At 68.5% G+C, this 22,501-nt stretch carries 23 protein-coding genes; 9 read left to right on the forward strand and 14 right to left on the reverse strand.

Annotation, left to right across the window (positions count from 1 at the left end; all coding sequences use genetic code 11):
- Window positions 1–50: 50 nt before the first annotated feature.
- The 3 genes from ACTJKQ_RS07575 to hpaI form a co-directional block, all read right to left on the reverse strand.
- Window positions 51–674 (reverse strand): glutathione S-transferase family protein, encoded by a 624-nt coding sequence (locus tag ACTJKQ_RS07575; protein WP_440596490.1) that lies wholly within the window; start codon window positions 672–674, stop codon window positions 51–53.
- Window positions 675–750: 76 nt separating this feature from the next.
- Window positions 751–1,728 carry a 2-dehydropantoate 2-reductase gene (locus tag ACTJKQ_RS07580; protein WP_440596491.1) on the reverse strand — a complete coding sequence of 326 codons (978 nt, stop codon included), beginning with the start codon at window positions 1,726–1,728 and terminating at the stop codon, window positions 751–753.
- 34 nt (window positions 1,729–1,762) lie between these two features.
- Window positions 1,763–2,593 carry a 4-hydroxy-2-oxoheptanedioate aldolase gene (gene hpaI, locus ACTJKQ_RS07585; protein ID WP_440596492.1) on the reverse strand — a complete coding sequence of 277 codons (831 nt, stop codon included), beginning with the start codon at window positions 2,591–2,593 and terminating at the stop codon, window positions 1,763–1,765.
- Window positions 2,594–2,706: 113 nt separating this feature from the next.
- Here hpaI and radA point away from each other — a divergent pair, with 113 nt between their 5' ends.
- Genes radA through ACTJKQ_RS07620 form a run of 7 tightly spaced genes read left to right on the forward strand, consistent with a single transcriptional unit; the run spans window position 2,707 to window position 8,846 of the window.
- Entirely contained in the window at window positions 2,707–4,086 is a 1,380-nt protein-coding gene (gene radA, locus ACTJKQ_RS07590) for a DNA repair protein RadA (protein ID WP_056057287.1), read from the forward strand.
- Window positions 4,087–4,135: 49 nt separating this feature from the next.
- Entirely contained in the window at window positions 4,136–4,570 is a 435-nt protein-coding gene (locus tag ACTJKQ_RS07595) for a glycerate kinase (RefSeq protein WP_440596493.1), read from the forward strand.
- 39 nt (window positions 4,571–4,609) lie between these two features.
- Window positions 4,610–5,548 carry a branched-chain amino acid transaminase gene (locus ACTJKQ_RS07600; RefSeq protein WP_056057294.1) on the forward strand — a complete coding sequence of 313 codons (939 nt, stop codon included), beginning with the start codon at window positions 4,610–4,612 and terminating at the stop codon, window positions 5,546–5,548.
- Between the two features lie 5 nt (window positions 5,549–5,553).
- Window positions 5,554–5,760: a zinc-finger domain-containing protein gene (locus ACTJKQ_RS07605; protein WP_056057299.1), complete on the forward strand. Its 207-nt coding sequence runs from the start codon at window positions 5,554–5,556 to the stop codon at window positions 5,758–5,760.
- 3 nt (window positions 5,761–5,763) lie between these two features.
- The gene (locus ACTJKQ_RS07610; protein WP_395457613.1) at window positions 5,764–6,579 is read left to right on the forward strand and encodes a glycosyltransferase family 2 protein; all 816 of its coding nucleotides are present in this window, start codon (window positions 5,764–5,766) and stop codon (window positions 6,577–6,579) included.
- On the forward strand, window positions 6,576–7,859 hold the full coding sequence (locus ACTJKQ_RS07615) for an O-antigen ligase family protein (RefSeq protein WP_440596494.1): 1,284 nt from the start codon (window positions 6,576–6,578) through the stop codon (window positions 7,857–7,859). Before ACTJKQ_RS07610 ends, ACTJKQ_RS07615 begins: the two co-directional genes overlap by 4 nt.
- Window positions 7,860–7,871: 12 nt before the next feature.
- On the forward strand, window positions 7,872–8,846 hold the full coding sequence (locus tag ACTJKQ_RS07620; RefSeq protein WP_440596495.1) for a glycosyltransferase: 975 nt from the start codon (window positions 7,872–7,874) through the stop codon (window positions 8,844–8,846).
- Between the two features lie 208 nt (window positions 8,847–9,054).
- On the opposite strand, the gene ACTJKQ_RS07625 is transcribed toward ACTJKQ_RS07620, so the two are convergent.
- The gene (locus ACTJKQ_RS07625; RefSeq protein ID WP_440596496.1) at window positions 9,055–10,176 is read right to left on the reverse strand and encodes an NAD(P)H-dependent flavin oxidoreductase; all 1,122 of its coding nucleotides are present in this window, start codon (window positions 10,174–10,176) and stop codon (window positions 9,055–9,057) included.
- Window positions 10,177–10,209: 33 nt separating this feature from the next.
- Entirely contained in the window at window positions 10,210–11,094 is an 885-nt protein-coding gene (locus tag ACTJKQ_RS07630) for a LysR substrate-binding domain-containing protein (protein ID WP_440596497.1), read from the reverse strand.
- A gap of 72 nt (window positions 11,095–11,166) precedes the next feature.
- Here ACTJKQ_RS07630 and ACTJKQ_RS07635 point away from each other — a divergent pair, with 72 nt between their 5' ends.
- A complete protein-coding gene (locus tag ACTJKQ_RS07635) occupies window positions 11,167–12,411 on the forward strand; it encodes a YbfB/YjiJ family MFS transporter (protein WP_440596498.1) in 1,245 nt (414 codons plus the stop codon).
- 23 nt (window positions 12,412–12,434) lie between these two features.
- Here ACTJKQ_RS07635 and ACTJKQ_RS07640 read toward each other — a convergent pair whose 3' ends face one another.
- From ACTJKQ_RS07640 to ACTJKQ_RS07650, 3 genes are all read right to left on the reverse strand, one after another.
- On the reverse strand, window positions 12,435–13,691 hold the full coding sequence (locus ACTJKQ_RS07640; protein WP_440596499.1) for a HAMP domain-containing sensor histidine kinase: 1,257 nt from the start codon (window positions 13,689–13,691) through the stop codon (window positions 12,435–12,437).
- Between the two features lie 41 nt (window positions 13,692–13,732).
- Window positions 13,733–14,455: a response regulator gene (locus tag ACTJKQ_RS07645; RefSeq protein WP_056057318.1), complete on the reverse strand. Its 723-nt coding sequence runs from the start codon at window positions 14,453–14,455 to the stop codon at window positions 13,733–13,735.
- Between the two features lie 150 nt (window positions 14,456–14,605).
- Complete coding sequence (locus ACTJKQ_RS07650) at window positions 14,606–16,000, reverse strand: AmpG family muropeptide MFS transporter (RefSeq protein ID WP_056057321.1); 1,395 nt, start codon at window positions 15,998–16,000, stop codon at window positions 14,606–14,608.
- A gap of 130 nt (window positions 16,001–16,130) precedes the next feature.
- Here ACTJKQ_RS07650 and ACTJKQ_RS07655 point away from each other — a divergent pair, with 130 nt between their 5' ends.
- Window positions 16,131–16,982, forward strand: coding sequence for a M48 family metallopeptidase (locus ACTJKQ_RS07655; RefSeq protein ID WP_056742161.1), 852 nt, complete (start codon window positions 16,131–16,133; stop codon window positions 16,980–16,982).
- Window positions 16,983–17,000: 18 nt separating this feature from the next.
- On the opposite strand, the gene ACTJKQ_RS07660 is transcribed toward ACTJKQ_RS07655, so the two are convergent.
- The 6 genes from ACTJKQ_RS07660 to ACTJKQ_RS07685 form a co-directional block, all read right to left on the reverse strand.
- Window positions 17,001–18,101 (reverse strand): GGDEF domain-containing protein, encoded by a 1,101-nt coding sequence (locus ACTJKQ_RS07660; RefSeq protein WP_395457628.1) that lies wholly within the window; start codon window positions 18,099–18,101, stop codon window positions 17,001–17,003.
- A gap of 244 nt (window positions 18,102–18,345) precedes the next feature.
- Window positions 18,346–18,984, reverse strand: coding sequence for an MBL fold metallo-hydrolase (locus ACTJKQ_RS07665; protein WP_056057330.1), 639 nt, complete (start codon window positions 18,982–18,984; stop codon window positions 18,346–18,348).
- A gap of 161 nt (window positions 18,985–19,145) precedes the next feature.
- Complete coding sequence (locus ACTJKQ_RS07670; RefSeq protein ID WP_056057432.1) at window positions 19,146–19,760, reverse strand: hypothetical protein; 615 nt, start codon at window positions 19,758–19,760, stop codon at window positions 19,146–19,148.
- 1 nt (window position 19,761) lies between these two features.
- Window positions 19,762–20,124, reverse strand: coding sequence for a response regulator (locus tag ACTJKQ_RS07675; RefSeq protein WP_225580994.1), 363 nt, complete (start codon window positions 20,122–20,124; stop codon window positions 19,762–19,764).
- Between the two features lie 23 nt (window positions 20,125–20,147).
- Window positions 20,148–21,794, reverse strand: coding sequence for a diguanylate cyclase (locus tag ACTJKQ_RS07680; protein ID WP_440596500.1), 1,647 nt, complete (start codon window positions 21,792–21,794; stop codon window positions 20,148–20,150).
- Window positions 21,775–22,323: a molybdopterin-dependent oxidoreductase gene (locus tag ACTJKQ_RS07685; protein ID WP_440596501.1), complete on the reverse strand. Its 549-nt coding sequence runs from the start codon at window positions 22,321–22,323 to the stop codon at window positions 21,775–21,777. Before ACTJKQ_RS07685 ends, ACTJKQ_RS07680 begins: the two co-directional genes overlap by 20 nt.
- Window positions 22,324–22,501: the final 178 nt, after the last annotated feature.

Raw genomic sequence — 22,501 nt, forward strand, 5'->3', positions numbered from 1 at the left:
TTCAAACGCCGCGCATCCAGACGGCGTTGATGTAGTGACCCAGCAAAAACTCAGGCCAGTGCGCGCTGCACGGCGGGGCGCTGCAGCATGCGCTGCGTGTGTGCAAACACCTTCGGAAACTGGGCAATGTCCACGCCGTCGCTGTGCAGCCAGGTGCCGATGGTGAACAGGTAGCCGTCGGCCACCGTGTATTGCTCGCCCATCACCCAGGGCCCCTGGTCCGCTTGCGGCAGGTAGTGGGTTTCGATGAGGTGAAAGCACTCCGTCATGTTCTGCGGCACCTTGCGCTGCATCGCCGCCTGGGCTTCGGGATCGTCGGCCCAGCGGCTGGCGCGGGGGCGGTGGGCATGGGCGATGTGCACCGTGGACGCGAGGTAGCTGTGGAACTCTTGCAGGCGCGCAAAGCCATGCGCGTCGGCGGGCGCCAGGCGCGCCTCTGGGAAGCTCTGCGCCACGTAGGCCAGCAGGGCAGGGGTCTCCGTCAGCGTGCCGTGCGGCGTGGCCAGCGCGGGCACGCGGCCCTTGGGGTTCACCGCCAGGTACTCGGGCGTGCGTTGCTGGCCGGCGGCGAAGTCCACGCGCACCAGGTCGTAGGGGGCGCCCGCTTCTTCCAGAGCGATGCGAACGGCCTGCGCGCAGGTGCCGGGGGTGTAGTACAGCGTGAGTTGGGTCATGGTTGGTTTGCTATGAATTAAATAGCTGTTGGCGCATATTCCACTAGCGCCTGCAGTCGATTTTGCTTGAAATGAATCAGTACAGGCCCCGCGTGCGCGCCATCAGCCGCGTGAGGCCCAGCAGGGCGTCTGTGTGCGGCGTGGGCGTGTGGGTGATCTGCCCCAGCTCGCGCACCGCGCCCACCAGGGCGTCGATCTCCATGGGCTTGCCCGCCTCCACATCCTGCAGCATCGAGGTCTTGAATGCACCCAGCTTGCGCGTGACGGCGTGGCGGTCCTCGGGCTGCTGGTCGATGGGCAGGCCCAACTGGTCGCCGATGGCCTTGGCTTCCAGCATCACCGCGCTGACAAAGCCGCGCACCAGCTCGTCGTCCAGGATGCGGTCGGTGGTGGCGCCGGTGAGGGCGCTGATGGGGTTCATGGTGAGGTTGCCCCAGAGCTTGAACCAGATGTCCTTCTGGATGCAGTCGCTCACTTCCACATCGATGCCGCCGCGCTGCAGCGTGTCGGCCAGGGCTTGCAGGCGCGGGCTGCGGCTGCCGTCCGGCTCGCCCACGATGAGGCGGTTGCCAAAGTGCTGGCGGACGAAACCCGGAGCCTCCAGCGAGCAGCTGGTGTGCACCACACTGCCCACCACGTTGCGCGCCGGGACGGCCTGGGCAATCACGCCCCCCGCGTCCACGGATTCAAGGGCACGCCCCTGCGCCGCACCGCCAAAGCCGTCGAGGAACCACCACGGCACGCCGTTCATGGCGGTGAGCACGATGGTGTCGGGCCCGATCAGCGGCGCCATGGCGCGCGCCACGTCGGGCAGGCCCGGGGCCTTGACGGCGACCACCACCAGGTCTTGAACGCCGAGTGCGGCCGGGTCGCTGTGGGCTGTGACGGGCACCTGCGCCAGCGAGCCGTCGGCGCGCCGCATGCGCAGCCCATCGGCTTGCAGGGCGCGCAGCGTGTCGCCCCGCGCCACCATGCTGACGGTGTGGCCCGCTTGCGCCAGGGCCACGCCCAGCCAGCCGCCGATGGCGCCGGCGCCGTAGATACATGCTTTCATGGATGTCTGTCCTTGAGTCTGAAAGAAGAAAAGCTCAGTAGCCTGCGGGCCGGGTGGGGGTGGCGTCGGTCGCGCTGCGGTAGCGTGCCAGCAGCTCCTGCGCAGCACTCACCAGCAGCATGGTGTCCACGCCTACGGCCACAAACAGCGCGCCCGCTGCCAGCCACTGGCGCGCCTGTGATTCGGTCGTGGCCAGGATGCCCGGCGCCTTGCCTGCGCGCAGGATGCGCGCAATGCCTTCGTGGATGGCGGCCTGCACGTCAGGGTGCCCTGGGTTGCCCGGGTGGCCCATGGAGGCCGACAGGTCGGCCGGGCCGATGAACACGCCGTCCACCCCGGGCGTGGCGGCAATGGCATCGAGGTGGGCCATGGCTTCCACCGTTTCTGCCTGCACCAGCAGGCAGATCTGCTGGTTGGCCTCGTGCACATACTGCGGGTACGCCTGCCAGCGCGACGAGCGGGCCAGTGCGCTGCCCATGCCGCGCACGCCTTCGGGCGCATAGCGCGTGGCGCGCACCAGCTGCTGGGCCTGCTCGGGCGTATCGACCATGGGCACCAGCAGGGTCTGTGCGCCGATGTCCAGGTACTGTTTGATGAGGGCCGTGTCACCCACCGGCACCCGGGCGATGGGGTGGGGCGCCTGCATTCCGGGGGGCAGGGCGCTGGTGGCGCTGGCGATGGCCTGCAGCTGGTGCAGGATGGAGCGCAGGTCGTTCGGCGCATGTTCGCCATCGACCAGCAGCCAGTCGTAGCCGGTGCCTGCGAGGATTTCGGCGCTGTAGCTGTTGGCCAGCCCGAGCCAGAGGCCGATTTGCGCCTGGCCTTGGGCCATGGCCTGTTTGAAGCGGTTGGTGGGTGTCTGCAATGTCAACTCCGTGCGGTGCCAAGCCCGCCATCGTACGGGCTGCGGCGGATCGATGTGGGCATGGCCGCTATAGTCGGCTGCCCCTGCATCGGGGCGCCTCACCGACACCTGCCATGGCCAAAGAAAAAACCACGTTCACCTGCACCGAGTGCGGCGGCACCAGCCCGCGCTGGCTGGGCAAATGCCCGTCCTGCGGCGCCTGGAACACGCTGATCGAGCAGGTGGCCGAGGCCGGGCCGGGCAAGAACCGCCTGAGCACGCCGCAAGGCTACGCGGGCCTGGCCAATGCGCAGCCCGTCCTGCCGCTGGCCGCCATCGAGGCCCAGGACGTGGCCCGCACCCCCAGCGGCATCGACGAGCTGGACCGCGTGCTGGGCGGTGGCATTGTGGAAGGCGGCGTGGTGCTCATCGGGGGCGACCCGGGCATCGGCAAATCGACCCTGCTGCTGCAGGCCATGGACGCGCTGCAGCGCGCGGGCCTGCCCACGCTGTATGTGACGGGCGAGGAGAGCGGAGCGCAGGTGGCGCTGCGTTCGCGGCGCCTGGGCATCGACGGTAGCCAGGTGCAGCTGCTGGCCGAGATCCAGCTTGAAAAGATTCTGGCGACCGTCGAGGCCACGCAGCCCGCCGTGGTGGTCATTGACTCCATCCAGACCACTTACTCCGACCAGCTCACCAGCGCGCCGGGCTCCGTCGCCCAGGTGCGGGAATGCGCAGCGCACCTCACGCGCATGGCCAAGGGCACGGGCATCGCCGTCATCCTGGTCGGCCATGTGACCAAAGAGGGTGCGCTGGCCGGGCCGCGCGTGCTGGAGCACATGGTGGACACGGTGCTGTACTTCGAAGGCGACACGCACAGCCAGTTCCGCCTGGTGCGCGCCATCAAGAACCGCTTCGGCGCGGTCAACGAAATTGGCGTGTTCGCCATGACCGAGAAGGGCCTCAAGGGCGTGAGCAACCCGAGCGCCATCTTCTTGAGCCAGCATTCCGAGCCCGTGCCCGGCAGCTGCGTGATGGTGACGCTGGAGGGCACACGCCCGCTGTTGGTGGAGATCCAGGCCCTGGTGGACAGTGGCGGCCCCAGCCCCCGGCGCCTGTCGGTGGGCCTGGACAAGGACCGCCTGGCCATGCTGCTGGCCGTGCTGCACCGCCATGCGGGGGTGGCCTGCATGGACCAGGACGTGTTTGTGAATGCGGTGGGGGGCGTGCGCATCAGCGAGCCCGCAGCCGACCTGGCGGTGATGCTGTCCATCACCTCCAGCCTGCGGGGCAAGGCGCTGCCGCGCGGCTTTCTGGCGTTTGGCGAAGTGGGGCTGGCCGGTGAGGTGCGGCCTGCGCCCCGGGGGCAGGAACGCCTGAAGGAAGCCGCCAAGCTGGGTTTCAGCGTGGCCGTGGTGCCCAAGGCCAATGCGCCCAAAAAACCCATCGAAGGGCTGACCATCCACGCCGTCGAGCGGGTGGAAGAGGCCATGAACGTGGTGCGCGGTCTGTAAGCAATGCCCACAGCGCCATGTCCATGGCGCCATAAGACAATCTCGACCTATGAACTTGCGCAATATTCTGGTGCCCCTGGGGGCGGTGGCCCTGATCGGGTTTGGTTTTTATGCCTACGGCTGGGCCGGGGTGGCTGCCGTGGCCGGTGGGCTGGTCATGTGGGGCCTGCTGCACTTCACGCGGCTGATGAGCGTGATGCAAAAGGCCGCCAAGCGCCCCATCGGGTATGTGGGCAGCGCCGTGATGCTCAACGCCCGGCTGACGAAGGGCGTGAACCTCATGCACGTGGTGGCCATGACCCAGGCGCTGGGAGAGCGCGTTTCGGCCGAAAACGTGCAGCCCGAGGTCTACCGCTGGACCGACGGCACCCGCTCGTACGTGACCTGCGAGTTCCAGCAGGGCAAGCTGGTGGTGTGGACCCTGGTCCGCCCCCAGGACAACCCTGCCGCTGATGGAGAAGGCGCGCCGCCCGCCGCCCCGTAAAATCCTGGTTTTGCGACCCACAGCAACCAAAGGACACCCATGAGCCCCGTAGTTCCCTCGATGGCCGACCGTGACGGCAAGATCTGGATGGACGGCCAGATGGTCGATTGGCGCGACGCCAAGATCCACGTGCTGACCCACACCCTGCATTACGGCTGCGGCGCCTTCGAAGGCGTGCGCGCCTACAACACCGCCAATGGCACGGCGATCTTCCGCCTGGAAGAGCACACCGACCGCCTCTTCAACAGCGCCAAGATCCTGCGCATGAAGATCCCGTTCACCAAGGAAGAGGTGAATGAGGCCCAGAAAGCCGTGGTGCGCGAAAACAAGCTCGAATCCTGCTATCTGCGTCCATTGACCTGGATCGGCTCGCAAAAGCTGGGTGTTTCGCCCAAGGGTAACCAGATTCATCTGATGGTCGCTGCCTGGGCCTGGGGCGCCTATCTGGGCGAGGAAGGCCTCAAGCGCGGCATCCGCGTCAAGACCAGCAGCTACACCCGCCACCACGTCAACATCACCATGACGCAGGCCAAGGCGGTGAGCAACTACACCAACTCCATCCTCGCCAACATGGAAGCCACGGACGACGGCTACGACGAAGCCCTGCTGCTGGACAGCTCGGGTTTTGTGTCCGAAGGCGCGGGCGAAAACATCTTTGTGATCAAGAACGGCGTGATCTACACGCCCGACCTGTCGGCCGGCGCCCTGAACGGCATCACCCGCAACACCGTGTTCCACATCGCCAAGGACCTGGGCCTGGAGATCGTGCAAAAGCGCATCACGCGCGACGAGGTGTACATCGCCGATGAGGCCTTCTTCACCGGCACGGCCGCTGAAGTCACGCCCATCCGCGAACTCGACCGGATCGAGCTGGGCAGCGGATCGCGCGGCCCGATCACCGAAAAAATTCAAAGCGCCTTCTTCGACATCGTCGGTGGCCGCAATCCGAAATACGCCCACTGGCTGAGCAAGGTCTGAAGAACATGTCGCAAGCAACCGTTGAACTCCTGGCCAAAGACCTGAACGCCCAAGGCGGCGTTTTCTGTCCCAGCCCCAAGGCCGACATGAAGCTGTGGAACAGCCACCCCAAGGTGTACCTGGACGTGGCCCGCACGGGTGAAGCCAAGTGCCCTTACTGTGGCACGGTGTACCGCCTGAAGGCCGGTGAGCACGTACACGCTGGTCACTGATTGATGCCGGTTGCAGTCGGCGGCGCTACGCCGCCGCCCACGTTGACCGTGGCGGTGCTGACCCTCAACGAGGCGCACCGCATCGAAGCCTGCCTGCAAAGCGCTGCGTTTGCCGACCAGTTGCTGGTGGTGGACAGCGGTAGCACCGATGACACCGTGGCCATCGCCCAGCGCCTGGGCGCCGAAGTCCACAACTATCCCGACTGGAAAGGCTTTGCCGTGCAGCGCAACCGGCTGCTGGCCCATGCGCGGGGCGACTACATCTTCTTTCTGGACGCCGACGAGGTGATGACACCTGCGTTCGCCCAGGAGCTGCAGGCCATCGTGCGCTCTGGCGCGCAGGCCGTGTGGAGCATCCGCTGGCGCATGGTGGCCTACGGGCACGAACTCAGGTACTTTCGCTCGCAATCGCAGATCGAGCGCCTGTTCGTGCGCGCCATGGTCCGCGAGTTCACGGGTGTGGTGCACGAGCAGGCCGAACTGTTGCCGCTACCGGGCGGTGGCGCCGTGCCGCGCCGCCTGATCGAAGCGCGGCTGCTGCACTACTCGCGCACCACGGTGCGCGGCAGCCTGGAAAAGCTCACCCAGTACGCGATGCTCGGTGCCGCCAAGCGGGCGGCGGCAGGCAAGAAGGGCGGCGTGGTGCGGGGCCTGGCCTCGGGCACCAGCATGTTCCTGCGCCTGTATGTGTTTCGGCTGGGTTTTTTGTGTGGCGGGGCGGGTTTTCTGTATTGTCTGTTTGTGGCACTGGAGGCGTTCTTCCGGTACGCCGCCCTGGAGTACGACCACCAGCAACTGAGCGAGAGCGTGCGCCGGTGACCAAAGCTGACGAATTTTTTGTGCGCCTGTCGGGCGCGGCGGCCTTCATGGTGCCGGGTATGGCGCTGTGGGTGCGCTCGGGCTATTCCTGGGGGGCGGTGGTGCTGCTGTTGTGCAGCCTGGCCACCGCCGGGGTGTGGCTGCGGCGCCGGCCGGGGCGCGATGCCTGGCTGCTTTTGGCCTCCATCGTGGCGATGGGCACGGTCTGGGCCCTCGACTTTGACCCGGCCCAGGGCAGTTGGTCCAACCTGGACCGGCCTGCCAAGTACCTGCTGGCGCTGCCGTGCCTGCTGTATGTGCTGGCCTATCCCCCGCGGGTGCGCTGGCTCTGGGCCGGTATCGCCGTCGGCGCCTTTGGCGCGGGGCTGATCGGTTTGTACCAGGCCATGGTGCTGCACCTGCCGCGCGCCAATGGTTTTACCAACGCCATCCAGTACGGCGGGCTCAGCCTGTTGCTGGGGCTGATGTGTTCGGTCGCGCTGCTGGTGCTGTGGGACCGCTGGAAGCCCTGGCAGCGTGCGGGCTGGGCGGTGGGCATTCTGCTGGGCCTGGAGGGATCGCTGCTATCCGAGTCGCGCGGGGGCTGGGTGGTGCTGCCGCTGGCGTTGCTGCTGTGCGCCTGGCTGCAGGCCCGCTGTGGCCAGCGCAAGCTGGCCATAGTGGGCGGCGTGTTGGTCGTGGCGGGTGCGGCCGGGCTGATGGCCTTCAAGGCCAACGAGGTGCGCCTGCGCGTGGATGAGGCGCGGCAGGAGATCACGCAGTACGAGTCGCGGGGCGACGCGGCCAGCTCGGTGGGCCAGCGCCTGGCGCACTGGGGCCTGGCCTGGCGCATGGGTCTGGACCGCCCCTGGACCGGCTGGGGCCGCTACGGCTACGAGGCCGAGAAGCAGCGGCGGGTGGCTGCCGGCGAGGCCCACCCGATTGTTTTGCAGTTCAGCCACGCCCACAACGAGGTGCTGGACATCTTTGCCAAGCGCGGCATCCCCGGCGTGGTGGTCTTGCTGTTTTTCTATGGTGTGCTCCTGGTGCTGTTCTGGCCCACGCGGCGGCGCGTGTTCCCGGGGAGTGCGGGCGTGCTGGATACCGAGGGCCTGTGCCTGCGCATGATCGGGGTGCTGCTGCCCGTGTCCTACATGGGCTTTGGCACCACCCAGGTGTTTTTGGGGCACAACAGCGGCACCATGTTCTACCTGTTCATGGGCATGCTGGTGCTGGCCATCCTGCAAGGCCGCGAGCGCCAGCGGCTGCAGGCACCCGGGCAGGCCGCCGCTCTTTCCTGAAGGACCTCTGCCATGCACATCCTGCTGGTCAACAACTCCCCCATCCCTGTGTATGGCTACGGCGGCACCGAGCGCGTGATCTGGGACCTGGGCAAGACGCTGGTGCAGCAGGGCCACCGCGTGAGCTACCTGGTGCCCGAGGGCTCGACCTGCGACTTCGGCCAGGTGCTGCCCATCCGGCCCGAAGAGCCCTGGGAGGGGCAGATCCCAGCCGACGTGGACATCACGCATTTCCAGTTCAACCCACGCTCCGAGCTGTCCAAGCCCTACCTGGTGACCGAACACGGCAACGCCCGCAAGCCCAAGCCGCTGCCCCGCAACACGGTGTTCCTGTCGCGCGACCATGCGGCGCGCTACGGCTCCAGCGAATTCGTCTACAACGGGCTGGACTGGGCGGGTTATGGCCCGGTGGACTTTGACCGCCCGCGCTCGCACTACCACTTCCTGGGCAAGGCGGCCTGGGGCGTGAAGAACGTGCGCGGCGCCATCAAGGTGGCCAAGATGGCCGGGGTGGAGCTGGACGTGCTGGGCGGCAACCGCATCAACTTCAAGCGCGGCTTTCGCTGGACCCTGTCGCGCAAGATCCACTTTCACGGCATGGTGGGCGGCACGCAGAAGACGGGCCTGCTCAACGCCTCGCGCGGGCTGATCTTTCCGGTGCGCTGGCACGAGCCGTTCGGGTTGGCCGTGATCGAGAGCCTGTACTTTGGCTGCCCCGTGTTCTCCACCCCCTACGGCGCCTTGCCCGAGCTGGTGCCCGTGCACTGCGGTGTGCTGTCCGACCAGGCCTCGGTGCTGGCCGAGGCTGTGCGGGGCAACCGCTTTGACCCGCGCGCCTGCCACCAGCATGTGGTGGAGCACTTTGGCGCCGAGCGCATGGCGCGCAACTACCTGCGCATGTACGAGCGGGTGCTGGCGGGCGAAACCCTCAATGCCCAGCCTCCCGTGATCCAGGGCCCTGCGCGCGAACTGCCCTGGAGAGGCTGAGACGCCCCCCTGAGTCGCCTTCGGCGCCTTCTCCCCAACGGGGGACGCCACCCGTGGCCTGGCAAAGCCAGCTCCACGGTGGCACGGGTTTGACAGCGCGCCGGTTTTTGGCGTCCTGCTCATATCGGGGAGGCTGCTGCGCGGGTTTTGGGGCGTTTTTGGCCGCAAGCGCTTGTTCAATATGCCTCTGGCGCTATAGAAATAATAGTTATTGGTGGCCGACAGTGGAGTTTCCACCCGGCGCGGTGGCCTGCTGCCACTCCTGGGCCAACAACGCCACCAGCTGCGCCGCTGGCATGGGCCGCACCTGGGCCACACCCTGGCCTGCCCACAGCGACAGGCAGTCCGCCTGGCCCGCTTGGGCGGCCGCGCGGCGCAGTGCACCGGTCAGCGCGTTCTGCACGGGGTAGGGCGGCACGGTGGCCTCGTCGGCCTGCAGGGCTTGCATCATGCGGTTGACGATGCCGCGTGCCGGCCGGCCCGAGAAGATGCGGGTGGTGCGCGTGTCGGTGGCCTGGGCGTGTGCCAGGGCCTCGCGGTACGCCGGGCCAATGGCCGACTCGGGGCAGGTCAGGAAGGCCGTGCCCATCTGCACCGCCTGGGCGCCCAGCGCCAGCGCACCCGCAATGCCGCGCCCGTCCATGATGCCCCCCGCAGCGATCACCGGGATGGACAGGGCCTGCACACACTGCGCCACCAGCGGCAGCGTACCCACCATGCTGGCCGCAAAGTCGGCCAGCGACGGCGCCGCTCCGGTGGCGCCGGGCTGTGTGGGCGTGAGGAACGTGCCCCGGTGCCCCCCGGCTTCCATGCCGGAGGCGCAGACAGCATCCGCGCCCACGCTGGCCCAGGCCTGCGCCTCGGCCAGCGTGGTGGCGGTGCCGATCACGTAGCTGCCTACGGCCTGTAGCCTGGCCACCTGCGCCGCCGTGAGGATGCCGAAGGTAAAACTGGCCACGGCCGGCCGTGCAGCCACCAGGGCGTCGAGCTGGGCCGCGAAGTCCTCACACCACTGTGCGGGCCGCTCGGGCACCAGGCCGAACTCCGCGTAGAACGGCGCCAGGCGCTGCAGTGCGGCTTGCACCGTGGCGTCGTCCGGCGTTGGGGTGGCCTGCACAAACAGGTTCATGCCAAAGGGCCGGTCGGTGCGGCGGCGCACCTCAGCGGCCGCCTCGGCCATGGCGGCGGGCGAGCGCATGCCGCAGCCCAGCATGCCCAGGCCGCCGGCCTTGGACACGGCGGCGGCCAGCGCGGGCGTGTCCGACCCGGTCATCGGGCCCTGGATGATGGGCAGCGCAAGGCCCAGGTGGGTGGTGAAGGCGGCGGGCATGGGGGCTCCTTGTGCGATCTGTGGGGGAGGGGGTCAGGTCGATGTGGCGGGGCGGTGTGCTTCGCCGGAGGTCAGTGCGGTCCGCAGCGCGTCCAGCGCAGGCGACTGGTAGCCGCGCCGGTGCACCAGCACCGTGTCGCAGGTGGCCAGGGGCACCAGGCGCAGCGCAGGCGGCTCGCGCATCAGGTCGATCACGGCCTGGGGCACCACGCCCGCGCAGCGACCGGTGGCCACACAGGCCAGGATGGCGTGGTACGAGGCCAGCTCCAGCACGCGCGGCGGGCTGCCGTCCTTTTGCTGCATGAAGGCCTCGCCCATGCGGCGGTAGGTGCAGCCGGGGCTGAAGGCGGCCAAGGTGTCCAGCTGCAGGTCCTGGGGCGTGTGCACGGGCGGGTGGTCGGCGGGCAGGGCCAGCAGCAGGGCCTCGGCAAACACGGCGGTGCGCTCCACCGGCGCCTCGGCGTCGATGCCCGGCGGCGGCCAGGCCACCAGTGCGCTGTCGATGGTGTGGGCCAGCACCTGCTCCACCAGCTGGCGCGAGGGGGCGGTGGACAGTTCCAGCACCAGATCCGGCCACTGTGCATGCAGCCGGGCCAGCGGCTGCGGCAGGCGTGCGGCGGCCGTGCTTTCCATGGCGCCCAGGCGCAACCGGCCGCCGGGCTGGCCGGGGTGCACCGACTGGCGGGCCTCTTCGGCCAGCGCCAGCAGGCGGTCGGCATAGCCGCGCAGCGCCTCCCCGGCAGGCGTCAGCACCATGCGTTTGCCCTCGCGCAGGAACAGCGTGGCGCCCAGCTGCTCTTCCAGCTGTTGCACGCGCGTGGTCACGTTGGACTGCACGCGGCCCAGCCGTTCGGCCGCGCGGGTCACGCTGCCTTCCTGCGCGACGGCGCGGAATATTTCGAGCGCTGCCAGATCCATAAATATTCTTGTTATGAGATGATTAATAGAAAATAAATCTCAAAACAGAATCATAGACTGGAAACCGCCTGCATGGAACCGCGCACCGCCCCCCAAGACCGTCCCCTGGCTGTAGCACTGGCGGGCATGGCCGCACTGGCGGTGGCGATGGGCGTGGGCCGGTTTGCTTTCACCCCGCTGCTGCCCATGATGCTGCACGACGGCGTGGTCACGCTGGCCGGCGGCAGCTGGCTGGCCACAGCCAACTACCTCGGGTACCTGATCGGGGCGCTGGCCTGCATGGCGCTGCCCTGGGTGGCGCCCCGTGCGCGGCAGCGGTGGCATGCGGCGCGGCTGGCGCGCTGGGGGCTCGCGGCCACGGTGCTGCTCACCTTGGGCATGGCGCTGCCGCTGCCGGGCTCCTGGCCCGCGCTGCGGTTTGCGGCCGGGGTTGCCAGTGCGCTGGTGTTCTTGAACGTCTCGGTGTGGTGCATGCTGCGGCTGGTGGCGCTGGGCCAGCCCGCGCTGAGCGGGTTGATCTTTTGTGGCCCGGGGCTGGGCATCGTGCTCACCGGCCTGTCGGCCAGTGCCATGGTGGCGCTGCAGTGGCCCGCCGCAGCGGGCTGGGCGGTGTTCGGGCTGCTGAGTGTGGGGTTGTGCGCTGCCATCTGGCCCGTGCTGCGGGGTGTGGCGATGCCCGGGTCGGCCGCAGCCTCCGGCCCGGTGGTGGACGGCTCCACCCCCGGCCACGGAGTCTGGGCGCGCACGGGGCTCACGCTGGCCTATGGGCTCGCAGGGCTGGGCTACATCGTCACGGCCACCTTTTTGCCCGTGATTGCGCGCGCTGCCTTGCCTGCGGGGTCGCCTTGGCCTGACCTGTTCTGGCCGCTGTTTGGTGCTGGCGTGGCGCTGGGCGCGGCGTTGTCCACCCGCACCCCGGCCGCGTGGGACCGGCGCTGGCTGCTGATGGCAGCCTACGTGGTGCAGGCCGGGGCCATCGCGCTCAGCCTGGTGTGGCCGGGGCCTGCGGGGTTTGCACTGGGCAGCCTGCTGCTGGGCTTGCCGTTCACTGCCATCACCTTTTATGCCCTGCAGGAGGCGCGGCGCGTGTGGCCTGCGGCGGGCGACAGTTTTCCGGGGCTGCTCACGGCCGCCTACGGCATCGGTCAGATCGTGGGCCCGCCCATGGTGGCGTGGATGCTGCACCACGCGGCCACGCAGGGGCAGGGCTTTGTCTACGGGCTGGCTGTGGCCGCCGCAGCGCTCGGTGTGGGGGCGGTGCTGTATGCAGCCATGGCCTGGCGCTGGCCCCTGGCGCCCCGCCCGGCAGCGCGCTGAGCACACGCGAATGCAGGCGCAGATCAGTGCGTGGATGGTGCCAGCGGCAGCGCCAGCACAAAACACGCGCCGCTGTCGCCGTCAGCACGGTCCTGGCAGTGCACGGTGCCGTTGTGGCGGCCGGCAATCGACCGCACCAGCGCCAGCCCCAGGCCCACGCCGCCCGCGCGCTCGCTGGCGCCCGGCAGTCGGTAGAAGGGCTCGAAGATGCGCTCGCGCTGGCCGGGCGGCACGCCCGGGCCGTGGTCACACACATGCACCTCGGCGCGGCCCTGGCGGCGGTGCACCACCACGGTGATCTCGCCGGTGCTGTAGCGGCGTGCGTTTTCCAGCAGGTTGCGGATCGCCCGGCGCAGCAGCTTGGCCACGCCGCGCACCTCCAGCGAATCGGGGCTCGCGCTCACGTCCAGGTCGGCGTCCACGCGCGCGCACTCTTCGGCGGCCAGGCCAATCAGGTCCACCAGTTCCACGGTGCCCACGTCGGCCTCGCGCGCGTCGAGCCGGCTGGCCAGGAGGATCTCGTCCACCAGCTGGTCCAGCTCGGCGATGTTGCGCAGGATTTCTTCGCGGAAGGCGGGGGAAGGCTGCTGGCCACCCATCAGCTCCAGCCCCATGCGGATACGGGTCAGGGGCGAGCGCAGCTCGTGCGAGGCATTGGCCAGCAGCGACTTGTGCGACTTGACCAGGGTTTCCACACGCTCTGCCGCTGCGTTGAACTGGCGCGCCAGGTCGGCCACCTCGTCCTGGCCCTGCTCGGGCACCCGCACCGACAGGTCGCCTTCGCCAAACTTCTTCACGCTGCGCTGCAAGGCCTCAAGCCGCTGCGTGAGGCGGCGGATGATGGGGTACACGCCCACCGCTACCGCCAGACCCACGATGCCCAGCAGCCACAAGAAGCCGAAGGGCGGACGGGTCCAGAAAGCCGCCTCGTCCTGGCCGGGCCCCCCGGGCCGGCCGCCGTTGCGGCCCATGCGGGGCTGGCGGGGCGCCATCTGCAGGGTGAAGATCTGGCCGTTTTCTGCCTCGATGTGGAATTCCACCACCTCGCCCGGCTCGGACGGCTGGCGCGTGGCCATGCCGCGCAGCACCAGGTTGCCCGACGGGTCGCGCACCGCCATCTCGCGCGAAGGCGGCACAAACGGCTGGTTGGTCTGGGCCTTTTGTTCCTCGGCAATGCGCCAGGCCCATCCCACGGTGAGCGTCAGCACTGCCATGCCGCCGACCACGGCGAGCCAGATGCGCAGATAAAGGCGGCGGGAAAAAGGGTTGGACAGGGACATGCGTGGGGCGACAGTGCAGGCAGCGGGGCCTGCGTCAGCGGTCAATCTTGCTGCTTGGCAAACACATAACCGACACCGCGCACCGTGAGGATGCGGCGCGGGTTCTTGGCGTCGGCCTCGATGGCCGCGCGGATGCGGCCCATGTGCACGTCGATGGAGCGGTCAAACGCCTCCAGCTCGCGACCGCGCACGGCCTCCATGATCTGGTCGCGCGTGAGCACCCGGCCCGCGCGCTCGGCCAATGCCACCAGCAGGTCGAACTGGTAGGAGGTGAGGTCCGCCAGCTGCCCCGCCACGGTCACGGTGCGCGCGTCGCGGTCGATCTCCAGCGTGCCAAAGCGCAGCACCTGGGTGGCAGCTGCCGCGCCGCCACCATCCGTGCGCCGGCGCAGGATGGCGCGGATGCGGGCCAGCAGCTCGCGGGGCTCAAAGGGCTTGGGCAGGTAATCGTCAGCACCCAGCTCCAGCCCGATGATGCGGTCCATGGGGTCGCCCTTGGCGGTGAGCATGAGCACCGGCACCTGCGCCGCGTTGCCCTGCAGCGAGCGAATGCGGCGGCACACTTCCAGTCCATCCATGTCGGGCAACATCAGGTCCAGGATCACCAGGTCGGGCAGCGGCCCGGCATCAGGGCCCTGCAGCTGCGCCAGGCCACTCTTGCCATCGGCACGGTGCGTGACCTGCAGGCCCGACTGGCCCAGATACTCGCCCACCATCTGCGCGAGGCGGGCGTCGTCTTCGATCATCAGCAGTTGGGAGCTCATGGGAGCAGTGTAGTAGCGAGGCTTTGAAACTGTCTTCATGGTCCGGCCCAGCCGTCTCCCCGTGTTGAAGCCCCCGTAAAGTTCCGGTAAACCGGGTGGCGAGAGGCTTCAGAAATTGCTATTGATTTGGTAGCTGTCTGGACATATGAATCAGGCGCCACCGACCTTCTGGATGCGCGATGCCAGCCACACCAGCACCAGCACCGGCAGCCCCAGCAGCGCCGTGGAGGTGAAGAACTGGGCGTAGCCAAACGCATCCACATAGTCGCCCGAGAAGCCCGCCACGAACTTCGGCAGCAGCAGCATCATCGAGCTGAACAGCGCGTACTGCGTGGCCGAGTAGCTCACGTTGGTCAGACTCGACAGGTAGGCGATGAACGCGGCCGATGCAATGCCGCTGGCCAGGTTGTCGGCAGACACCACGGCAATCAGCGCCGTCACGTCGTGCCCGTGGCCCGCCAGCCAGGCAAACAGCAGGTTGCTGGCGGCGCTCAGGATGGCGCCCAGCATCAGGATGCGCATCACGCCAAAGCGCATGGACAACACGCCGCCCACGAAGGCGCCAGCGAGCGTCATGATCACACCGTAGATCTTGGTCACGGCGGCCACTTCGTCCTTGGTGTAGCCCATGTCCACGTAGAACGGGTTGGCCATGATGCCCATCACCACATCGCTGATGCGGTACACGGCAATCAGCGCCAGGATGAGCGCCGCATGCCAGCCGTAGCGGCGCAGGAAGTCGGCAAACGGGGCCACCAGTGCGCCCTGGATCCACTCGGCAGCGTTCTTGGCGGGGGGCAGCGCCACGGGCGCGGGCTCACGCGAAAACAACACGGTGACCACGCCCACGGCCATCGACGCCGCCATGGCCAGATAGGCCGCCTGCCAGGCGCCGTTCTGGTACGCCGCGGCACCCAGGGCCACGGCCTGGCCGGCCGCGGGCGCGACCTCGGAGCGCGCGGCAATCCACAGCACACCGGCTCCGGCCCAGATCATCGCGAGGCGGTAACCCGTCTGGTACGACGCCGCCAGCGCGGCCTGGTGGTTGGCGTCGGCCGATTCGATGCGGAAGGCATCGAGCGCAATGTCCTGCGTGGCCGAGCCAAACGCCACGGCCAGCGCGCACCACACGATGGGGCCCAGTGTGAGGCGCGGGTCGGCCAGCGCCATGCCGATGAGTCCCGCCACCACCACCAGCTGTGCCAGCAGCAGCCAGCTGCGCCGCCGCCCGAGCAGCCGCGTGAGCACCGGGATGGGCATGCGGTCCACCAGCGGCGCCCACACCCACTTGAAGCCGTAGGCCAGGCCCACCCAGCTCAGGTAGCCGATGGTGCTGCGGTCGATGCCCGCCTCGCGCAGGCGAAAGCTCAGCGTGCCCAGCACCAGCAGCAGCGGCAGCCCGGCCGAAAAACCCAGCGTCAGCATGCGCAGGCTGGCGGGCTCCAGGTACACGCGCAGGGTTTGCAGCCAGGGGGTGCGCGGGGGCTTGTCCGGGGCGGTAGCGGGAGCGAGGCTGGGGGTGGAAGATGTGGAGGTGTCTGACATGGGCGGGCGGGGGTTTTGTCTATCATCGCCGACGCACCCTTGTAGCCATCCTGTCAGCCTCCATCTGCGCGGCAGGCTCTGGTGTGTTGTGTGCCAGCGCTGCTCATTATTCCTTCTGGGATTGCCTTGTATGTGTCTTTTCTGCCCCGCTCCTTCCGTCGCGCCGTCGTCCCCCTGGTCCGCACGCCGCGCGTTCCTGCTGGCTGCGGGCGCCGCTGCGGCCACGCCGGTGCTGGCGCAGGTGGACGTGGGTTCGGCATCCAGCCTGCGCAAGCTCGTGCCCGCCGAGACGCTGGAGCAGTCTGCCGCCCAGCAGTACCGCCAGATGCTGGAGCAGGCCCGCGCCAAGCGCGCGCTGGCGCCCGACAACCACCCCCAGCTGCAGCGCCTGCACGCCATCGCCAAGCGGCTGATCCCGTACGCCACGCCCTGGAACGACCGCGCCCGCCAGTGGCGGTGGGAGGTCAACCTGATCGGCAGCTCGCAGATCAATGCGTTTTGCATGCCCGGCGGCAAGATTGCGTTCTACACCGGCATCCTCGACCAGCTCAAGCTCACCGACGACGAGGCCGCGATGATCATGGGCCACGAGATGGCCCATGCGCTGCGTGAGCACGCACGCGAGCGCATCGCCAAGACGCAGGGCACCAACCTGGCGCTGCGACTGGGCTCGCAGCTGCTGGGGCTGGGCGACCTGGGGCAGGCGGCCGCCGGTCTGGGCGGGCAGTTGCTCACGCTGCAGTTCAGCCGCTCGGACGAAAGCGAAGCCGACCTGGTGGGGCTGGAGCTGGCCGCGCGCGCGGGCTACCAGCCGTCGGCCGCCGTGAGCCTGTGGCAGAAGATGGGCAATGCCAGCGGCAGCAAACAAGGCGGGCTGGCGTTTTTGTCCACCCACCCATCGGGCCCCGCGCGCATTCGCGAGCTGGAGCAGAACGTGCCCAAGGTGCAAGGCCTGTACGAGGCCGCGCGCCGCAACGGTTGAACCGCCGAGCCAGCGTATTTAAGCGCTAGCCGCCACTGCATCGGTGGCGTCTTCACCCGCCAGCTGCACCCGGTTGCGCCCCGCGTGTTTGGCGGCATACAGCGCCTGGTCTGCGCGGGCAATGGCGGCCTGCAGGTCGTCGGGCCCGTGCACCAGGGCCACGCCAAACGACAGCGTCAGGGCCAACGGCTCGGGGCCGACGGGCAGCGGTGCCCGGGCCACAGCGGCACGGATGCGCTCGGCCGTGGCGCTGGCGGCGTCCAGCGGGCTGGCGGGCATCAGTGCCAGAAACTCTTCGCCACCCCAGCGCGCCAGCACATCGCCCTCGCGCAGGTTGTCGGCCAGCACCTGGCCCATGGCCACCAGCACCTGGTCGCCCACGGCGTGGCCGTACTGGTCGTTCACGCGCTTGAAGTGGTCCACATCGCACAGCAGCAGCGTCACCGGCACACCGCTGCGCCGGCTGCGCTCCAGCGCCTCGGTGGCCTGCGCGTCAAAGTGGCTGCGGTTGGCCAGGCCGGTCAGCGGGTCGCGCGTGGCCTGCTTGCGCAGGCGTGCCTCGGCAATGAGTATGGTGCGGCGGTAGAACGCCGACAGCGCTGCCGACATGGCAAACACCACGCAGATGTGCACCCAGTTCACGATCTTCACGCTGTGCGCGGGCAGCGGGTCCAGCGGCCCCACGGCGTCGCTCAGCATGTGCAGGCCCAGGTAGTAGGCCAGCAGGGCCAGCACCATGGGCGCGGCATAGCCGCGCGTGTTGGCGATCACGATGGCGGGGATGAACATCAGCAGGTAGTAGTGAAAGCCGCTCTCCCAGCCGATGAGCAGCGAGCCCAGGGCCGAGTGCCCGATCACCTCCAGCCAGATCAGGGCCAGTGCAGCGGTGTTGTAGCGCTTCTGGATGAGCCGGTAGGCGCCCAGGTACATGGCGATGCTCAGCACATTCACGGCCGCCAGCGGCATCGAGCCCAGCCACAGAAACAGCAGGATGTAGCCCGCGTCGATGGCAGCGGCCGTCAGCGCGACCCGCTGCACCATGGCCCAGTAGGCCTTGCCCGCGAGGCTGGAGCCGCGCTGGGGTTCAAGCGGGGGGCGCGGCGCGTTGGATGGGGTCATGGCACGGGGGCACGGGCGGCCTGCAGAGGTGGCAAACCGCTCCATCGTAGCCCCCGGCGGTGTCGGGGGTGCGGCGAACTGGCTGGTATCCCGGGGTCTGATCGCCGCTGGGCACCCGGCGGCGCGGAGCACGCAACCAGGGCCTGTGACGGCCTCCGGCAACCCATTTCAAGCCCAATCAGCTGGATGCGATAGTGGAATATGCCTGGCGTGCTATGAATAAGAGAGCATTGATGGTCTGTGCTCAGGTCCCGCCCACGTAGGGATTGCTTTGCCGCTCGCGCCCGAAGGTGCTCTCGGGCCCGTGGCCAGGAATGAACACCGTCTGGTTGCCCATGGGCCACAGCCGCTGCGTGATGCTGTCGATGAGCTGCTGGTGGTTGCCCTGGGGAAAGTCCGTGCGGCCAATGCTGCCCGCAAACAGCACGTCGCCCACAAACGCGCGGTCGATCTGCGGCGCGTGGAACACCACATGGCCGGGCGTGTGGCCGGGGCAGTGGCGCACGGCCAGCGTCTCGTTGCCGATCTGCACGGTGTCGCCGTCGTGCAGCCAGCGCGTGGGGGTGAAGTGCTGCGCGGGCGGAAAGCCGAACATGGCGCTTTGCTGCGGCAGCCCGTCGATCCAGAACTGGTCGCCCGGGTGGGGGCCCACGATGGGCAGCGACAGGCGCTGGGCCAGCTCGCCCGTGCCACCGGCGTGGTCAATGTGCGCGTGGGTGAGCCAGATCTGGGACAGCGTCAGCCCGTGCTCTTCCACCGCGGCCAGCAAGGTGTCCAGGTCTCCGCCTGGGTCGATCACGGCGGCCTGCCGGGTGGCGTCGCACCAGACGATGGAGGCGTTCTGCTGGAAAGGAGTGACGGGGACGGTGAGGTAGCGGAGCATGGGATGGAGGCAGTAAACCCATCGCCCATCGGGCCAGGGCTGCTTTCTCCCAGGGGGCGATAGCGGGCTGGCGCGGCGGCGGCAGGGCCGGAAGGCAACAGCCGCGAGTTTCGCACAGGGCCTGTGCAGCGCCCGCCGTCCCTTGGCGGCCGCTTGGGGCCTCAGTCTGCGTCCACAGGCCGGCCCAGCAGCCGGTTCACGGCGGTGCGCAGGCCCTCGAGCGACGTGGTGTTGAGCACGAACACCACAAAGCCCTCGATCTGGCTGCTCAGCAGCTCAAAGCGGATGTGCAGGAACACCACCAGGTGGTTCTGGATGCGGGTGCCCAGGATGGTGCGGCTGTCGCCCATGTCGAACCGTGGCGGGCTCAGTTCGAACTCGTGGCCCAGCAGGTCGGACAAGGCGGCGATGCAGGCGTTGAGCATCACGTTGCCCACCTCGGTCAGCGCATCCTGCTCGATGGCGCTCAGGTCTTCGCTGGGCACGTTCTGCCCGGCGACGATGCGCACGATCTCCAGACTGCGGTGGCCTGGAAAGATCAGCAGGGCATCGCCGTTGAGCACGCCGCGAAACGGCTGGCGCACGCCATACATGGGGTGGCCCTGGGCGCCCAGTTGCTGCGCCGCCTCGCTCACGGTGAACACGCTGACATGCGGCACCGACAGCAGCACCTCGTCGCGCAGCAGGCTGCCCATGGCGGCGGCGGCCTTGCCCACGCCGATGTTGAAGATCTCGCTCAGTGCATCGATCTGTTCGGCGTCTAGCTGGATGGGCATGTCAGGCTCCTGCGAGGGCGATGAGCTGTTGGGCGGCTTGGGCGGTGATGGGCTTGGCAATGAACACCATACCCGCTTCCTCGATGCGCTCCTGCACGGCGTTCTGCACATTGGCCGTGAGGATGGCAATGGGCACCCGGGGCAGCAACTGGCGCAACGCCAGTGCGGCATCCAGGCCGTTCATGCCGTGCATGTTGAAGTCCATGGAAACCAGGTCCACGGGGTTCTCGCGCGCCAGCTGCAAGGCTTCTTCGCCGCTGCTGGCATGCACGATGGTCCAGTCGGGGTGGGCCTGTTGCACCAGGCCCTGCAGGATCAGGCGGGACATGCGGCTGTCATCCACAATCAAAAGGCGCAGGCTCATGGTTGTTGTGTCGTTGGTTAAGGTCAGAGTTCGGGGTGCGCCGCATCGTGGGTCAGCACCCGGTTGCGGCCGGCGGCCTTGGCGCGGTACAGCGCCGCGTCGGCATCGGCCATCAGCGGCTCGATGCCTGTGTGGTGGCGCTCGCTGGAAGCCATGCCGATGGAAATGGTGAACGTGACCGGGTGCCCTGCAGGCGACGCCAGGCCCAGCTGTGCGATGGCGCCCCGGATGCGCTCGGCCACCTGGCGTGCGCTGTCGGCGCTGGCATGGGGCAGCAGCGCGGCAAATTCCTCCCCGCCCAGGCGGCCGAGCAGGTCGGCCTCGCGCAGGGCCTGGCCGATGGCCTCGGCACAGGCGCGGATGGCGGTGTCGCCCATCTGGTGGCCGTACCGGTCGTTGATGCGCTTGAAGTGGTCGATGTCGATCATCAGCACGGTGCAAGGTTGTCCATGGCGGCGGCAGTGGTCGAACAGGGCGGTGCTGCGCTCCATGAAGGCCCGGCGGTTCAGCAGGCCGCTGAGCGCATCGCGCGTGGCCAGTTCACGCAGCTGGGCTTCCAGGGCCTTGTGGGTGCTGATGTCAAAGCCCCACAGCAGGTGGGCCAGCTGGCCCTCGACGTCGATGAGGCGGGCCGACAGTGAACTCCAGCGCGGGGCATGGGTGCCGATCTGCGCCTCCATGGCATCGACCTGCCCGTACTGGTCCAGGGTCTGCATGAAGCGCTGGCGTGTGCCGGGGTCGTGCAGCAGGTCGGGCAGAAACAGGGTCTGAGGAGCGGTTTTGAGCCCCAGGCGCTCGGTCAGCCGATGGTTGATGAAATGCACGCGACCGCTCTCGACCTCGGCCAGCAGCACGTCGCTGGGGCTGGTGTCCAGGATGAAGCCCAGCAGCGCGCGGCTTTCTTCGAGCTTGCGCGTGCGCCGGGCCACGCGGTCTTCCAGCTCCCGGTTGGTTTGCGCCAGCTGCCGCGATGCGGCTTTGGCGGCGCGTGCATCCTGCACCAGCCGGGCAATCAGCAGCGTGGTGCCCACGAGCAGAGCGCTCAGCACCACGCTGAGCACGATGAAGCGCTGGTGCAACTGCTGGCGCGCCTGGTCTGTCTGCTGGGTGCTGAACAGGTGCACGGTGGCCACTGCTTGGCGCAGGCGCTCCAGCAGCGCGTCGGACTGGCGGGTGATGTCTTCGGCCACGCGCAGCGCCTGGGTGGGTGTGGCCGTCGCCTGCGTGCGCCGCGCCGCGGCGCTGCCGGGCTCGTTGGCGCTGCCGCTGGCCTGCGACGACCAGCGCTCCACCTGAGTGCGCAACCCGTCCAGGCCCTGTGCGGTGTCCGGCAGTGCCTCGCGCAGCTGGGTGCTCACGCGCGGTCCGCGACCGCTGGTGTCGAGGGTGCTGTACAGCACGTCCAGCCGGTCGACCAGGTCTTGCGCGCTGGCCTCCCGGGCCCGCAGCTGGCGCGCCAGCAGACTCACCCGCGCTAGTTCGTTGTGCACGCTGGCGATGTACCAGAGGTCGTTTTGCTGGTGGGGCTGCGCAAGGTCCTGGGCCTGGCGCAGCGTCCACCACAGGGCCGCAGAGGTGCCCAAAGCCATGGCCACCACCAGGGCCAGCAGCCGATGGGTGGTGCGTGTGTTGCTGGCGGCGGGCTGCTGTTTAGCGGATGGAGACAGCATGGACCTGCCAGATGGTGCGGTTGACGTAGTCCTGGCCCTGCTGCAGAGCGGGGTGGGCATCAAACGGGTAGATCAGGATCAGTGGCCCCTTGTCGCGGATGCCCATGCGCTGGCCGTCGCGCCGGTAGGCCAGCACGGGGTTGTAGCGAAGCAGGTCGCTCCAGGGGATCACGACGGCATAGTCGTTCAGGGCCATCAGCACGATGCGGCTGCGTTCGCCGCCCCCGAGCTGCTCCACCAGGTGGCGCAGCGGCACACCGGTCCAGCGGTGTGTACCCGCCATGCCCAGCGTGGGGGGCAGGGCGGTGGTGATGTCTAGCGCTGGCAGTCGCTCCAGGGCCTGCAGGTCGCAGGCCTGCGCCTGGCCGTCGCCGGCAGGCTGCAGTTGCAGCACGCTGCGGCCCTGGGGGGCTGGGCACAGCGGGGCGGGGTGGGCCCACAGCGGCAGGCACAGGCTCAAAGGTCCGAGCAGGGCCACCAGGGTGGCGTCTGTGCGGGCCCGCAGGGCAGCCAGGAATCGGAACAACATCGTCAACACTTTCACATCCAGCCAGCGCGCCGGGGACCTGGAATGGCTCCAGGTGCGGCAGCTGGCACGGCTTGACTATGCCCGTGAAAGCAGGAAAACCGACTGCCGTCCAACGGAAAATTGCCGCGAGATGGGTGGTTTTGACAATTGTTGACGGTTTTTGGGGGCTTGTGGGTGA

It is taken from the genome of Acidovorax sp. 22279 (assembly GCF_052045435.1).
In the GTDB taxonomy this organism is placed as follows: domain Bacteria; phylum Pseudomonadota; class Gammaproteobacteria; order Burkholderiales; family Burkholderiaceae_C; genus Acidovorax; species Acidovorax delafieldii.